This window comes from Wolbachia endosymbiont of Drosophila tsacasi (assembly GCF_028982115.1).
In the GTDB taxonomy this organism is placed as follows: Bacteria; Pseudomonadota; Alphaproteobacteria; order Rickettsiales; family Anaplasmataceae; genus Wolbachia; species Wolbachia pipientis_B.
The window spans coordinates 254-15,938 of sequence record NZ_JAPQLJ010000022.1 but is presented as its reverse complement, the minus strand read 5'-3'; the positions used below and the strand labels follow the sequence as shown (position 1 = coordinate 15,938).

Below are 15,685 nucleotides of genomic sequence, written 5' to 3'. Positions count from 1 at the left end.
TGCAGTTCCTCGTGCAAAGCAAAGTCAGGCTTACTTTTTCTGTGCTTATTCTTTTCCTTACTCAACTGTTTACTTTCGTTAGATTTTGTTTCAAACGTTTTGTAATAGACCTCAATATTTCTATCACATTCTGCTATTTTTTCTTGATAAATATTATATAGTTCAAATTCTTGCTTTAGCGTGAATACATGTTCCTCTCTATAATCGCCAGCTAACGCTTTTGCTATAGTAGACTGATCATTTTTTATTCGTGCATCCCTGAATTGAGCCAATTTCCCAGAATCTCTTTCGCCTTTAATTATAGCCTTGATAATTTTCATACCAGTTACTTCTGTTATATCTCTTATAACTCTATGCAGTTGTATATTCATTTGAATTAATGCCTTCTGCATACGCAGAACATGTGTAGATGCACTTTCAGTGAGGTTCTTACGTTGTCGCACGTAACTACGCAATACACACATCTGGCTATCTGGCCTAAATGACCCTTGGAGTAATCCATAACTATGTAGTTGTTGTAACCACTGACAGTCCTGAACATCTGACTTTCTCCCAGGTACATTTTTTACATGTCGCGCATTTACCAACTTAACTTCAAAACCGTAAGATTCCAGTATTTGAAACAAAGGAATCCAATATACACCAGTTGATTCCATCGCTACGGTTGTAACTTTACACTTTTTTAACCACCTTGCTAAATTATGAAGGTCTTCAGTGAAGCAGCCAAATTTTTGAACACGTTGCTCATCTCTTCTCTCGGGTATACATACATAATGTACAGCCGAACCAACATCTATCCCTGCTGCATCAGGATTCATTACCTCTAATTTACTTTTTGTCATTGTAATTGACCTCCTATAACTTATAATGAAGAAGTATTTAAGCTTGGGACGGTTAGATTATACAATCTTCTAATCGAGGTAGTTGTAATAGACTCCATCAGTGGTTTAACCGTTCCTCCAAAACCATGCTCCCAAACGGGCACTCTAGCACCATTGAGCGTTCCGGTTATAACTGCAAAAATACTTCTTAATAAATTATATTTAAAAATTGTTATAGCACTGGATAAAATAGTTTCTTTCAGGTTTAACAAGATTTTTCCTTGTTCGATGCTCCTACGCAACATGAAAATACTCCTCATAAATCTACAAACCCTTTACCAACAAATAAATCTAAAGATCCTTCACCAGCAACAAATGAAGCTAAAACTCTACCACCTACTAACATTACACTCAAATCACCGTTAAAAACTTTATTTTCCTCAAAAAAGGCTTATTTTTGTCTATTTATAATAGTAGCATCTGCATCAACACTTTGCTTATGGCATTTTCCATTAGGAAAAGTGTCAATGTTAAAAGGATTAGTGCCACCAGAAAAAAGAGAAAATATTGGGTTAGCATTGAACATAGGGTTACCAACATTGATTACATTATGTGTTTTGAGTTTAGCTTACTTTATATATTCTGAATATTCTATAGAATCTGTTAAGCAAGCAAGTAAAAACGATCCCCTTTCTCGCGCCTATAGCTAGTGCAGGCTCAGTTTTCCTACGTCATATCGCCGCGGATAGATCCCACTAATAAGAGGCGGAATGACGAATTTGTCGTTTTTTAAATCGTCGGTAAACCAGAATTACTTTAGCTATAACAAAATAGAAGTAAGTTGTTGTAAAAAATTTTTCATGGTAAAATTATTTATTTTCACCACATGTTTAAAGGAATTATCACGGATATCGGGACTATAGCTGATACTATCACTCACTCCAACTCTGATCAAATTTTCCATATCAAAACACAAAATTTACCCTCTATAAACAAAGGAAATTCAATAGCTTGCTCTGGTGTGTGTTTAACTGTTGTTGATATAATGAGCGACATATTTACAGTCCAAACGTCTCAAGAAACTATGAAGGTTTCTAACTTAAATACGTGGAAAATAGGCAAAAAAATAAATCTCGAACAAGCAATGAGATTAAGTGATAAGATCGATGGCCACCTAGTTCAGGGTCATGTTGATGGGATAGTAAAAATTTTAACAATTGAACGAAATTTAGATTCTCATGAAATCAAACTATCGTGCCCACAAGAATTAATTAAATTTATTGCAAAAAAAGGCTCTGTTACACTAAATGGGGTTTCCCTCACAGTGAATTCAGTTATTAATCAGGAATTTATAGTAAATATAATTCACTATACATGGGAAAATACAACTTTTCAGTACAAAAAAATAAATGATTATCTGAATTTAGAAATTGACATGATCGCTAGGTATTTAGATCAATTGATGCAGCATAAATACAATTAATTTTACAACCTTATTATTTACAACTATTATATCTTGAAAACCATATAGATATAAAATATGCTTTTCGATAGCCTAATTATCTTCATTGTTGTTCTATGCGTAATAATCTCGGTAACTAGAGGTTTTATAAAAGAGCTATGCGCACTAATGTTTCTATTTTTATCAATTTTTCTGACAGCTAATCACTATGATTTTTTCACTCCGAATTATAGTAAATATTTTGATTCTAAAGTTATACTAAACATACTTTCTACGATCTCTGTATTTATTATACTTAATCTTATATTCATGATAATAAACAACTGGCTAATGTACATATTATCACCCATAAGGTTGGGGTTTATCGATAGAGTTACTGGAATCTTTCTCGGAGTGCTTAAAGGAATATTGCTCTCTTATGTATTATTTTTTGCTGTGCACTTATATTGCTATACAGTATATGACAAAAAAGAATATGGCAAAAAAGAGGAACATTCTGAAATAAAAGCAGAAGACATATTGCCTAATTGGATAATAAATTCACACTCTTATCAGGCTTTATTTGTGACAGCAGAAGAAGTAATTGACATATATGTGCCAGAGTTGTTGATACTAAAAATAAAAGAGATCGGTGGAGAAATGGTTGATCAAGAAAAACCCCAAAACAATAAAAAAGAAGAGTAAATATTTATTTATAAATATGTTCATTGGGAGTATTCAAAAAGCCATATGTGTCAGGTTAAGAGCACTCCTCTCTTATAATTCACGTGTTTAAGAATGACTTCTGCTAAACCTTTACTAATTCCATGTACGTTTTGAATTTCAGCCAGAGAAGCTTTGCTTATATTTTTCACTGAACCAAAATAAGACATCAACGCCTTTTTCCTTTTGTTGCCAATGCCGGGTATTTTGCTTAATTGTGAAACTATAAACTGTTTATCGCGTTTTTTTCTATGTGAAGTTATCACAAAGCGGTGAGCTTCATTACGCAGCAATTGTAAGTAAAGCATGACTTTGCTGTCATTTGCCAGACTGAATTCTTCCCTGCCCAGCATATAAAATCTTTCATTTCCTGCGTTACGATCAGGACCTTTTGCCATACAAGCAAAAGGAACATTTATATTCAATACTTCCAGTACATTCTGTACTATGAAAACATGCCCAGGCCCACCATCAATCAATAGAAAATCAGGAATTATGTCCTTTATCTTGCCGGAGAAACGTCTGGTCAGCACTTCTTTCATCATTTTATAGTCATCGCCTGAAATTTCTTCTTTTATAGTAAATTTTCTGTACTCACTTTTTAAAAAACCCTCCTGCTCTGCAACAACCATTACACCAATTTGCTGGCTTCCAGAAATATGGCTATTATCATAAACCTCGATACGCTTTGGAATACTTGGTAACAAGAAAACTTTGCTAAGCTCCTCAAGCTTTTCTAGGTTATTTCTATAATCGATAAGCTTCTGCTCTAAGCTATGCTGAGAGTTATCATAAACAAATTTCAATAAATCACGCTCTTTTTTATTCTTTGCATGCAGAACTTTTACTGGCTTTTGAGCAACCTTATATAGTGCTTGTTCTATAATTTCCTTATCCACAATAGAATCTGGAACGTAAATTTGTATTGGAGGTATGTTAGCTGAATTATAAAAATTGACCAAAAAGGTGGATAAAATTTCATCATTTGAGTGATCACCACAGTTCTCGGCAAAGTAAGGAGTGCTGCCGTAGTTGTCTTTATTTCTGAACGATAACACACTAATACATGCTAGATCCTCTTCACGTACAATACTGAAGAAATCTGCATCTTTTTCAAAAGAAAAATCCGTGTGCTGTATTTGAATTTGCTCAAGAAACTTTACCCGATCTCTATATATAGCAGCAAGCTCATAGTTTTCTTCACTGCTGCACTTTCTCATTGTGAAAAGTAACTGTTCTTTCACTTTCTTGCTTTTTCCAAGCAATGTATTTCGTGCCTGTTTTACTGATTGGCAGTAGTTGTCTTTTGTGATTTTATTTATGCATGGTGCTGAGCAGCGCTTAATTTGATATTCAATACATGGTCTTTTTGTTGAGGAAAAGTATTGATCTGAACATACTCTTAGGAGAAAAGCTTTTTGCAATGACAATATAGTTTGCTTAACAGCAGCGGCAGATGTAAAGGGACCATAATAATGAAACTCATTCTTCTTAGATTTGCCTCTATGTTTTGCTATTCTTGGATAATCGTGCTTGGAAATCGTTATATAAGGATAAGATCTTCCATCCTTGAGCACAATATTATAAAGTGGTTTCAATGATTTTATTAACTGTGCTTCAAGAAGCAGTGCTTCGATTTCATTCTCAGTGATGAATATTTCAACCTTAACAACCTGTGAGAACATAACTCTAATTCGTTCAGAAAGGTTTTCGAATTGAAGGTAGTCAGATAATCTCGATTTCAAGTTTTTTGCTTTACCAATGTATAAAACTTTATTCTTATCTCCAATCATCTTATACACACCACAAGACTGCGGAGATAATTTTATCTGTTCTTTATATTGCTTGAACATTTATCCATTACTTGACTTGTATGAGGTTAAAATCTGCTACTAAATGAAATGTGGAAACAACACTCGCAAGCAAAGATAATCTGTTTCTTCTTAGCTCATTAGAATCACAGTTAATCTTTACACTGTCCATAAATTGATTGATAAATGGAGCAAAACCAGCAAGCTCATCAAGTGCCGCATTAAAGTGGTTATTTTTTATTGCTTGTTTAATATTTTTACAAGCAGTTATGGCACAATTTGATAGCACAATTTCTTCATTTTCAATCAAAAATCTCTTACCGTAAGATGCACTATAAGTAGTGCCATCACTTTTCCTTGCTTTGCTCATCATGTTACTGACTCTTTTGTAAGTGCTTAGAATCTGTTCACCTTCTGGCGTACTAAGATAACGATCCAATATAACAGTTTGCTTTTCTGCTGTCAGCAGATCATTAATATCGATTTTATGTAGTATTGAATCTATAATATCTTGCCTTATATCTCTATTTTTTAAAATAACCTTGAATCTTTCTAAGCAGAATCTAAATACTAGTTCTGAAATTTGTTTTCTATTTGGCTTATCAACTGACGTTGTATTTTTATTAAATAGAAGCCTTGAATATAAAAATACTGACTTGTCTATCATTAGTCTAATTGGAATATGCAAATTATTTTCAAGTATTGTCCTCATTATACCAATTGTCATTCTCCGCAAACCAAGCTGATCATACGAACCAGAGATTTTCTCACCTGCTGCAATTAAACCAACTAAGCTATCCACTTTGTCTGCAACAGCCACAGCAATCGCAGTGGGAGATTTAGGGCATTCTTGCTCCGATCTGATTGGCTTATAGTGTTCGGTTATAGCTTCCACTATTTCTCTATCTTCTTGAAAATAAGAAGCATAATATCCACCCATTACTCCTTGTAATTCTGGAAACTCTCTTACTATCAATGTTGCCAAATCGGCTTTTGCCAAATATGCAGCACGTTCAACTTTTATCAGCGAAGCATGTGGAATAAATATAGCTATATACTTTGACAGAGCCGTAATACGCTTTACCTTTTCCCCCACGCTGCCCAGATAAGCATGGAATAATATCGAGTCTAATTTTTTGACATAATGATCTAGATTTTCCTTTTTATCTTGAGATATTAAAAATTGTGCATCAGCAAGACGTGCTTCTAATATTCTTTCGTGCCCTTTAACGACTTTATCATTGTTGACATTAACAACAGTAACAAAATACGAAATTCTTTGTCCATCACTCAAAGCAAGGTATTTTTGCTGCGTATTAATTATACTAAGAATTACTTCCTTCGGTAATCCAAATGACTTTTCTTGATTCACTTCACCAAACAGTACGATTGGCCACTCTATAAGCCCTGTCAATTCATTTAGTAAATAATCATTTTTCTCAGGTTGTAAATTCTGCTCTTTTGTGAATTTATTAATCTGATCTAGTATAAATTGCTTTCTTTTGTCCAGATGGAGAATTACGCTGTTTTTTTCTAGCAATTCAAAATAGTCTTTAGGTGCTTTAATAGTTAACGCCGCATCACTTGAGAGAAATCGATGGCCATATGTTGTGTTAGATGCTGTGATCCCTGCAAAAGACACAGGTATTATTTCGTCATTTAAAATGCATAAAATGTTTTTAATTGGTCTAACCCACCTTTCTTTTCCTTCGCCCCATCTCATGCTCTTCAACCAAGAAAAGTTTTTGAGCATTTCCTCCAGTTGATTTTTGAGGAATTCTCTGATGTTAAATGAGCAGCTTTCTCTTTTAATGAAGTAAAAATCCTCATTGTTTACTTTTCGAACGAGCAAATCTTCTTCATTTTTCTGATATTTTCTTAAAAAACCTTCGATAGCAATTTTTGGTGCGTTAATGTTTGGTCCCTTAACTTCGTTATTGGAATCCTTTAGCTCCAAAGCATTTATGTTGTCAACAAATAGGATAATGCGACGTGCCGTTACAAAAACCTCCATTGATGTAAATTTTACATTATTTTTGTTAAAAACATTGGCAATACAGCTCTTAACTTGAGTTGCAGCTACATTCTGCATTCTCGGTGGTATTTCTTCTGAAAGGCACTCAAATAACAACTGTAACGACATACGCTATTTACTCATGTACAATTCGCAACATTTTTTTGTCAGCTCTCTAACTCTACCAATATGCACTGTACGTTCATTGACACCAAGCACACCTCTTGCATCAAGCAGATTAAGTAGGTGACTAGTTTTAATGCATTGGTCATAAGCTGCCATTGGTAGCTCCTTTTCAATAAGGAACTTACATAATTTTTCCGTATCTTCAAATTGCTGCTGTACCACTTTAGTATCATAATAATCTAACGCTAGATAAGAAAATTCATATTCTCTTTGTTTAAAAATATCCCCGTAAGTTACACCGTTACCGTTCCAAGTTATATCGTAAACATTATCTACACCTTGTATGCATATTGCTAAACGTTCCAACCCATATGCCACCTCACCAGGAATCATCTTGCAGTCAATTCCTCCAACTTGCTGTATATAAGTAAGCTGTGTTACTTCCATTCCATTGCATGTAACTTCCCATCCAAGTCCTGATGCACCAACACTTGGGTTTTCCCAATCATCTTCAACAAACTTAATATCATATTTTTCTGTAGATATGCCAAGAGCTTTTAAGCTATCTAAATAGACGTCTTGTAAATTATTACCAGATGGCTTTATTATAACTTGATATTGGTGATGTTGATACAAGCGATTAGGATTATCACTATAGCGTCCATCTGCTGGCCTAATTACTGGTTGTAGATATGCAATTTTTGTCGGTTTTGTATCAATTGCAGACATAATTGTTGCAGGATGTAATGTACCAGCACCAACTTCAGATGTGTATGGGTGAAGTATAACGCACCCTTCACCAGCCCAAAAATCTTGCAACTCTTTTATTATACTTTGTAAATTCACACAAATTGCACACTTTTTATACTAAATATATAAATAAATAAGTACTATTCAATATTTATTTTTTTTGCAGCACTATGTAAATAATCACCTAAAACTGCTGAACTTTCCCTGACATACTGAATTATGCTTTTATTTAGGACAATTGCATCATGCATAGTTAAATCGCAGAATATAAATGCTGTTAAATACAGCAAAATCACCGCATAAAATGTGTGAAAAATCCCCTCAAATGTAATTGACATTGCATTATTATAGCTGAGTTGTATTGAACTTATTGGCCATGGTTTTATCACTTCTACGACATTAAAAAATACGTAAGGTATCATAAGAAAAAAGAAAAAGTGCATAAAATCATTAAACCAAAATGGGCATTGAAATATCTGCTTACATATACTCCCATAAAGTTTACTTACAGTATAATAAATTGACATTATTGCTGGCATTGAAAGTGCTACAGTCAATACCTGCCCTGACGCTATTTGTATTACTATGTCTTCACCACTATTTGCTGAAGGGTCCTGAGCATGAAAAATAAATATTCCAATTAATTGCATTACTAACATAACTATTGCCAATTTTGTAAAAACAGCAGCTACAACTATTCCTGAATTTGGCATTTTATATAGTAAATATTCGTCTCCATATGTAAAAATCAATATAACATCGACAATAAATAATATTAAAAAAGAAGACCAATAGTTCTGCCAACCTGGTAAATATCCTATTCCCAAAAAAGAGCTTACTGTTTTGGCAGGAAAAACCTTACCTAGCATCTTTCCTAAAAATTCAAAAAAAATCCCCATGCTCTAGGTAACACTTGGTTTATATTATTTATAATACTGTATTGTAACGGACTTATCAATAACTTAAAACATGTATTGGAAAATTTTAGGTAATATGCAGCAACAGTAGAAGAACATGCACCAAAAATTTAGTAATTTTATAGGGCTTGTACACTTAAATTTTTTGCAATATCAAGTGCAGCGTAAGTGAATATTGCACTTGCACCCGCACGTTTGAAACCAATCAAAGATTCATAAATCACCTTGTCATAATCTAGCCAGCCATTATTTGTAGCAGCTTTTATCATTGCGTACTCACCGCTTACTTGGTAAGCAAAAATCGGAAAATTAAACTTATCACTTGCTGTTTTGATAATATCCAAATATGGCATACCTGGTTTAATCATAATAAAATCTGCACCTTCATTTATATCCATTTCAATTTCGCACATTGCTTCGTGCGCATTTTTATAATCCATTTGATAACCACTTTTGTCTATAGAATGTGATAGCCCACATGAACCAACGACTTGCCTGAATGGAGCATAGAAGCTAGAGCAATATTTCACCGCATAAGATAATATTAATACGTCTTGAAAGTTATTATCATCTAATGATTTTCTGATTCTTCCTATTCTACCATCCATCATATCAGAAGGAGCAACTATATAACATCCTGCCTGCGCTAAAGCAAGTGCTTGCTTACACAGTACTGATATAGTTTCATCGTTTTCTACATCCATCTGATTATCTTTTAAAATGCCGTCATGGCCATGAATAGTGTATGGATCCAGTGCAACGTCTGCAATAATACCAATTTCAGGCACCTTTAATTTTACAGCACGGATTGCTCTGCAGATTAAATTGTTAGGGTTATATGATTCCTCAGCATTTTTAGATTTTAATTTGTTATCAACTACAGGAAAAATTGCAACAGCATTAATTCCTAAATCTTTAGCTTCCTTAACTATAGACACTAATCCATCTATTGAATAACACTTTACGCCTGGTAAGCCAGAAATTGGTTCAGTTGTTTCTTCTCTGTTGTGAACAAACAGAGGAAGAATCAGATCATTTACTGATAAACTATTTTCACTTGTTAAATTGCGAACCCATTTGCTCGAGCGCCTGCGCCTTAATCTTGTATTTGGAAAATTAAACATTGGACCCAGGTAAATTCCCAGTAAAGAGCAACACTCCTGAAATGAGTACCACCCAAAGCACCGATATTGGCAGAAACACTTTCCAACCAAGGCGCATTAGCTGATCATATCGATAACGAGGTATTGTTGCTCTAATCCAAATAAATACGAACAAAAGTATAACTATCTTCAAAACGAACCAAATCAAACCTGGAATTTTGTAAAGTAAACTGAACTCCAGCGGCGGATACCATCCTCCTAGAAAGAATATCGTCATCATAGCACTTGCTAGAATCATATTTGCATATTCTCCAAGAAAAAAGAGGGCAAAAGGCATGGATGAATATTCAACGTTATATCCAGAGACAAGCTCTGCTTCAGCTTCTGGTAAATCAAATGGGTGACGATTAGTTTCTGCAAGCAAAGAAATAAAAAATATTATTCCTATAGGCATTAGTAGCAAATCAACCCAAAATGGCATATTGTGTTTCGCTACCACCATCTCTCCAAGGTTCAACGTACCAGTTGTAGCAACAACTGTAGCAACTACTAAGCCTATTGAAACTTCATATGAAATCATCTGAGCAGCCGACCGTATAGCGCCAAGAAATGCATAATTAGAATTGCTTGACCAGCCTGCAATAATTACCCCGTATACTCCCAGCGACGATATAGCTAGCACATAAAGCACTCCAACATTAATATTTGCTATAACCTTAGGAATTACTACTTGCTGGCCATTTTCTACAATTACTTCAGCACCGAACGGTATAACTGCCCAGGCAATTAATGCTAAAATAAAGGTAAGCATTGGAGCCATAATGAACAGTATGGTGCTCGCTCTAAATGGTATTATCGGCTCTTTAATCAGTAGCTTAATAGCATCTGCAAATGGCTGCAATAGGCCAAAAGGGCCAACTACACTTGGGCCGTGCCTCAGTTGAATTGCACCAATAACCTTACGCTCAAAGTATACCAAGTACGCAACTGAAAGTAGTAGCGGTACTAAAATAAATAAAATATTAACTAGCGTGTTCATAAAAAGCTTTAGTACAATCTGCCATTATTTTTGAAGCGCGACTTATTGAATCCGTCATATAAAAATTACACTTCTTTAAAGTGAAAGGTGTATTACTTAAGCTTATCCTATCATTGCTAATTGGCACCCATGTGTTTTTTACCACTTGATCGGCATTTCTAAACTGTGGAGCGATAGTATCTAATTTTTTTCTCACATCAAATAAACTATCATACGGTAAAGAAAGGTCTAAATATTGTGAAAGATTTTTAATAATTAACCAATCCTCCTTTGCTTCACCTGGAGGAAATACAGCTAAATTTGTTCTTTGTACTCGGCCTTCAGTATTTACATAAGTTGCATATTTTTCTGTATATGCAGCACCAGGCAAGATAACATCCGCCACATGTGCACCCTTATCACCGTGATGACCTTGATAAATTACAAATGTATTTTCTAATTTTGATGTATCAATTTCATCTGCACCAAGAAGATAAATGACTTCTATCTTGCCACCTTCTGTATGCTCCAGTATTTGATTAGTGTCTTTTCCACCTTTTTCAGGAACAAACCCAACGTCCAGACCACCAACTCTTGCTGCAGCTTTATGCAGCATATTAAAGCCATTCCAGTCGTCTCTGACCATGTTAAATTTTTCTGCAATTTTGCCAGCTAGAATTAGAATTGATTCAGAATCATCTCTTATTAATGCATCTTGACCAATGATCAGCATAGGGTTTTGGGCGGCTACCAGCAGCTCACAGAACTTATGATTTCCATTTGCTATTTTACTCAAAACATCAGGATTATCGCCCAATTTCTCAACATGATACAAATATTCAATGTTAGGACCAACACTTGCAATAGGAAAGTTGCCCTGTAAATATCTCTTTCTCAATCTTACATTAATGATCGGTGCTTCTATCCTTGGATTTGTATTTATAAGCAGACACAAATCTGCATTCTCTATACCCTGGGTAGTGGTATTGAACACATAAGATCCGCGATTACTTGGTATAAGCTTTGCACCATCTTGCCTGCAGTCTATATTCCCCGAGCCAAGCTTCTGCATCACTTCTTTGAGTAGAAGCATGGACTCACAATCTGCTAAATCACCTGCAATTGCAGCTATTTTATTTGATTTTGTATTCTTTAATTTCTTTGCAGCAATAGTTAATGCTTCATTCCAATCAACTGGGGCTAATTTACCATCTTTTTTTACATAAGGTTGATCAAGACGCTGAACTTTTAGTCCATCATAGGCAAAGCGGGTTTTATCTGATATCCATTCCTCATTTACCTCTTCGCTCAGTCTTGGTAATATTCGCATAACTTCCAGGCCACGATAATCAACTCTAATGCTACTTCCCACAGCATCTAGCACATCTATAGTCTCACAATGTGATAGCTCCCATGGACGCGCTGTAAAGGAGTAAGGCTTTGAAGTTAAAGCTCCTACCGGGCAGAGATCTATGATATTTCCAGATAATTCAGAACTAATATGCCTTTTTATGTAAGTGCTAATCTCTACGTTTTCTCCCCTTCCGATTCCTCCAAGTTCATTTGTACCTGCAATATCAGACAAAAATCTAACACACCGAGTGCAATGAATGCATCGATTCATCGCAGTCTCAATCAGCGGGCCGAAATGTTTTTTTTGTACAGCCCTCTTATGCTCATCAAGTCTGCTGTTTCCTTTCCCATAAGCCATCGTGATATCTTGCAAATCGCATTCACCACCTTGATCGCAAATTGGGCAATCAAGCGGGTGGTTAATTAGCAAAAACTCAAGCACACCTTCACGTGCTTTTTTAACCTTAGGGGTGTCAGTGTGAATAACCATCCCTTCTGCAACTGGCATTGCACAAGAGGCTACTGGTTTTGGAGGCGTACCCTCAACTTCAACCAAACACATTCTGCAGTTACCAGCAATTGCTAAACGCTCATGATAACAAAAACGTGGAATTTCAACGCCCACGACTTCACAAGCTTGAATTATAGTGAGCCCATGCTCTACTTCACATTCCTTAGAATTAATAGTAACTTTGACCACAACTATTATACAGCTTCCCACTTTATAGGATTGCCGCTTATCTCATCTTCAACCAGATTGCCGTTGTCATATTGAGCAGACATATAATTCATGCGCGAATCACGATCTATATATCTAACAGGTTTTACCGGTTTATCTTTATACATTTTTTGCTCGGCTTTCTTACGCTGAGTAGGGTTATTTTTACTAGCTGTCTTTGCTTTCCCACCTGCTGCCATATAAACTCCTAAAAACTTTTCATTCTATTTTAACACTTAAGTATATAGCGTCAATATTTAATAACTTTAAAATTTCAATAGATCTCTTATTATAATCATTGCTTAAATAAAAAGTTACTCCTTGATATCATTCCAGTGCTTGACCAGAAAAAAAGAAATATGCATCAGCTACTTTCATTTGCTGCACCTCGAAAATAAACGTCCATGTAGCTGTGAGTCAAGCCATAAATCCAGTATAAAGACCTTTAATCATTGGCCTCGTAGTACTTTTCAATCAACTTATTAAGTAACCTTACACCAAAACCCACTGCTCCTCTTGGACAAATGTCAGTACCTTTTTCGTGCCAAGCAGTGCCTGCGATATCTAAATGTGCCCAGCAAGTTTCATTCACAAAACGCTGTAAAAACTGTGCAGCCATTATGCTATCTCCACCAGAGCCTGCAGGAGCGATGTTTTGAACATCAGCAATCGGTGAATCAATAATTTTGTCATAAGTTTCATTCATAGGAAAACGCCATAACTTCTCACTTGCTTCATTTCCTGCATCAATCAGACGGTTTGCTAATTCATCATTATTTGAAAAAAGACCAGCATATTCGTTATTTCCAAGTGCAACCACTATAGCACCAGTTAAAGTTGCAAGATCAATCATAAATTTTGGTGAGAATCTGTCTTGCGTATACCATAAAGCATCTGCAAGTATGAGCCTTCCTTCTGCATCGGTGTTCAACACTTCTATTGTCTGTCCAGACATTGAAGTTACTACATCACTCGGCCTTTGAGCATTACCACCCACTGCATTCTCTGCAAGTGCAACCACGCCGATTGCATTTACTTTTGCTTTTCGTCCTGCTAAAGCATGCATCACCCCAACTACAGCAGCAGAGCCTGCCATGTCATATTTCATCGACTCCATACCACGTGAAGGTTTGAGTGATACTCCACCAGTGTCAAACGTTATACCTTTACCAACAAAAGCTATTGGCTTTTGTTCTTTAGAAGCCCCATTCCATTTTATCACTACTAATTTTGGTTCTTTACTACTTCCTTGTGCGACTCCAAGCAAGGCTCCCATTTTTTTCTCTTCCATCTGCTTTTTATCAAGCACTTCGATTTCAAGGCCAAGCTTAGTAAGTTCTTTTTTTATATGATTAGCATAGGATTCTGGATATAGAATGTTAGGAGGCTCTGTTATAAAAGAGCGCGCAAGGAATATACTCTCACCTTCTTGCCTTAAGTGCTCAAATGATCTTTCAGCATTACTTAATTGCTCATCTTTTACTAATACGGTAATTTCCTCTACCTCTGTAATTTTCTCATCCTTTTTAGTTTTATACTTATCAAACTTAAAACTACGCAGAAACGCACCATATGCAACATTTGCTGTACTACCTTCGATTAAAATCGCTGCTTTCTTAATTTTTAATCTGCTTAGCTCACAATATATTTTACCACCAATATTTAATTCTTTATTTTCATTCCATTCATCCTTCTTACCAAGTCCAACAACTACAACGTTTTTTCCTTCTGGTAAAATAGTAGAAGAAAATTCACCAAAGCTTCCATTAAAATCGCTAAATTGCTTTATATTATCTATGATCTGTTTTCCTTGCAAAACTCCGCCATCATTTACGGTTTCGTTGTCCTCAAATAAACCCATTACTATTGTTTTAAAGTCAGATGAAATTTTAGAGATTGTTATTTTCATTGCCGGCATCTCCATTGCGAATAATTGTAAACTATACGTAAAGCATAATAGAAACATTAATAAGATGTTTTTCATATGCACCCTATGATACTTAAGATTATTGTGAATTCCCTTTGTATGCAAGCTTTTTTACCTTTTATTGGAGAACTTATTATATCCACCTAAGGTAATGTTAAACGTATAGGTTTTTATGACCTGATCACTGTAAGTAAATGGTATTATGAGAAGGCTTGCAAGCCCGTTACTAACAAAATCTTCAAGAATAGGATCAGCACAATTATCGCAATTATGGTCAGCAAAAAACATTTGCGTTGTGAATTCTGGAAAATCTGGATGTTGAACTAGAAAGTTAATATGTGAAGCTCTATCACCAATTTTACCAGGTGCTATCGTAATAAAATTATAATAGCCAAGATTATTCACTACAAACCTTCCTGATCCAGCAAAATTCGGATCATCCTCTATATTCTTATCGTAATGGTTCACGCCGCGTGAATTCGCGTGCCATATAGAAACTACAGCATTTTGTATTGGTAAACAGTTTATATCAGTAATTCTGCCCACTATGTGTATTAATTCTCCTGTTGCACTATTTGGAGAACCAGGTTTCCTTCTTAAATTGTTTGAAGAGCTAAAATTTTTTGGCCTTGCATCAAGGTCATATATTTCTGGAGTTTCAATGCAGTTGAGCAAAATAGGATCAGCTGCAAATAGCGGCAAACTGAATACCATTTGTACTAAAAACGCTAATAAGATATTTTTCACATTCATTTCATTTATAATAGACTTCTTGCATAACCATATAACAAACTTTTATTGGGAATAGAAACAAAAAACTTACTTGACAAGCCTCGCCAGCCCCCTTATCATGAAACTGAAGGTATTCAGTTATCTTCATCTGTGCAGATTAAACAGCAAGAAAACAACGTAGTTGGCGTCTTATTTTTAATTTTTTGCACTATGTGCACCTTATGTCTTCAC

The 15,685-nt window shown here is 35.2% G+C and carries 14 protein-coding genes and 1 pseudogene; 3 read left to right on the top strand and 12 right to left on the bottom strand.

What is annotated here, in order from left to right:
* Positions 1 to 848 (bottom strand): IS110 family RNA-guided transposase (locus tag OZD70_RS01225; protein ID WP_275020111.1); only part of this gene is annotated, 848 nt, incomplete at its 3' end.
* 14 nt (positions 849 to 862) lie between these two features.
* Positions 863 to 1,093, bottom strand: coding sequence for a hypothetical protein (locus OZD70_RS01220; RefSeq protein WP_275020106.1), 231 nt, complete (start codon positions 1,091 to 1,093; stop codon positions 863 to 865).
* 27 nt (positions 1,094 to 1,120) lie between these two features.
* Between OZD70_RS01220 and OZD70_RS01215 the strand changes: the two are divergent.
* From OZD70_RS01215 to OZD70_RS01205, 3 genes and pseudogenes are all read left to right on the top strand, one after another.
* Positions 1,121 to 1,531, top strand: a pseudogene (locus OZD70_RS01215) (hypothetical protein); the annotation flags it as partial.
* A gap of 176 nt (positions 1,532 to 1,707) precedes the next feature.
* Positions 1,708 to 2,304: a riboflavin synthase gene (locus OZD70_RS01210; protein WP_275020327.1), complete on the top strand. Its 597-nt coding sequence runs from the start codon at positions 1,708 to 1,710 to the stop codon at positions 2,302 to 2,304.
* 57 nt (positions 2,305 to 2,361) lie between these two features.
* The gene (locus OZD70_RS01205) at positions 2,362 to 2,967 is read left to right on the top strand and encodes a CvpA family protein (RefSeq protein ID WP_275020325.1); all 606 of its coding nucleotides are present in this window, start codon (positions 2,362 to 2,364) and stop codon (positions 2,965 to 2,967) included.
* A gap of 50 nt (positions 2,968 to 3,017) precedes the next feature.
* Here the strand turns inward: OZD70_RS01205 and uvrC are convergent, their stop codons facing one another.
* From uvrC to OZD70_RS01155, 10 genes are all read right to left on the bottom strand, one after another.
* Entirely contained in the window at positions 3,018 to 4,838 is a 1,821-nt protein-coding gene (gene uvrC / locus OZD70_RS01200) for an excinuclease ABC subunit UvrC (protein WP_275020323.1), read from the bottom strand.
* A 7-nt stretch (positions 4,839 to 4,845) separates the two neighbouring features.
* Entirely contained in the window at positions 4,846 to 6,939 is a 2,094-nt protein-coding gene (glyS, locus tag OZD70_RS01195; protein WP_275020322.1) for a glycine--tRNA ligase subunit beta, read from the bottom strand.
* A gap of 3 nt (positions 6,940 to 6,942) precedes the next feature.
* Positions 6,943 to 7,782, bottom strand: a complete 840-nt coding sequence (locus OZD70_RS01190) for a glycine--tRNA ligase subunit alpha (RefSeq protein ID WP_275020321.1) — start codon at positions 7,780 to 7,782, stop codon at positions 6,943 to 6,945.
* Positions 7,783 to 7,826: 44 nt separating this feature from the next.
* Entirely contained in the window at positions 7,827 to 8,585 is a 759-nt protein-coding gene (locus OZD70_RS01185) for a phosphatidylglycerophosphatase (RefSeq protein ID WP_275020319.1), read from the bottom strand.
* Positions 8,586 to 8,722: 137 nt separating this feature from the next.
* A complete protein-coding gene (hemB, locus tag OZD70_RS01180) occupies positions 8,723 to 9,727 on the bottom strand; it encodes a porphobilinogen synthase (RefSeq protein WP_182183176.1) in 1,005 nt (334 codons plus the stop codon).
* On the bottom strand, positions 9,720 to 10,745 hold the full coding sequence (gene nuoH / locus OZD70_RS01175) for an NADH-quinone oxidoreductase subunit NuoH (protein ID WP_182183175.1): 1,026 nt from the start codon (positions 10,743 to 10,745) through the stop codon (positions 9,720 to 9,722). The genes hemB and nuoH overlap by 8 nt, the downstream gene beginning before the upstream one ends.
* Entirely contained in the window at positions 10,729 to 12,777 is a 2,049-nt protein-coding gene (gene nuoG / locus OZD70_RS01170; RefSeq protein WP_275020318.1) for an NADH-quinone oxidoreductase subunit NuoG, read from the bottom strand. Before nuoG ends, nuoH begins: the two co-directional genes overlap by 17 nt.
* A 5-nt stretch (positions 12,778 to 12,782) precedes the next feature.
* Complete coding sequence (locus tag OZD70_RS01165; protein ID WP_017532424.1) at positions 12,783 to 12,995, bottom strand: hypothetical protein; 213 nt, start codon at positions 12,993 to 12,995, stop codon at positions 12,783 to 12,785.
* Between the two features lie 245 nt (positions 12,996 to 13,240).
* Positions 13,241 to 14,761 (bottom strand): leucyl aminopeptidase, encoded by a 1,521-nt coding sequence (locus OZD70_RS01160; RefSeq protein WP_275020329.1) that lies wholly within the window; start codon positions 14,759 to 14,761, stop codon positions 13,241 to 13,243.
* 72 nt (positions 14,762 to 14,833) lie between these two features.
* Positions 14,834 to 15,475 carry a protocatechuate 3,4-dioxygenase gene (locus tag OZD70_RS01155; RefSeq protein WP_275020317.1) on the bottom strand — a complete coding sequence of 214 codons (642 nt, stop codon included), beginning with the start codon at positions 15,473 to 15,475 and terminating at the stop codon, positions 14,834 to 14,836.
* Positions 15,476 to 15,685: the final 210 nt, after the last annotated feature.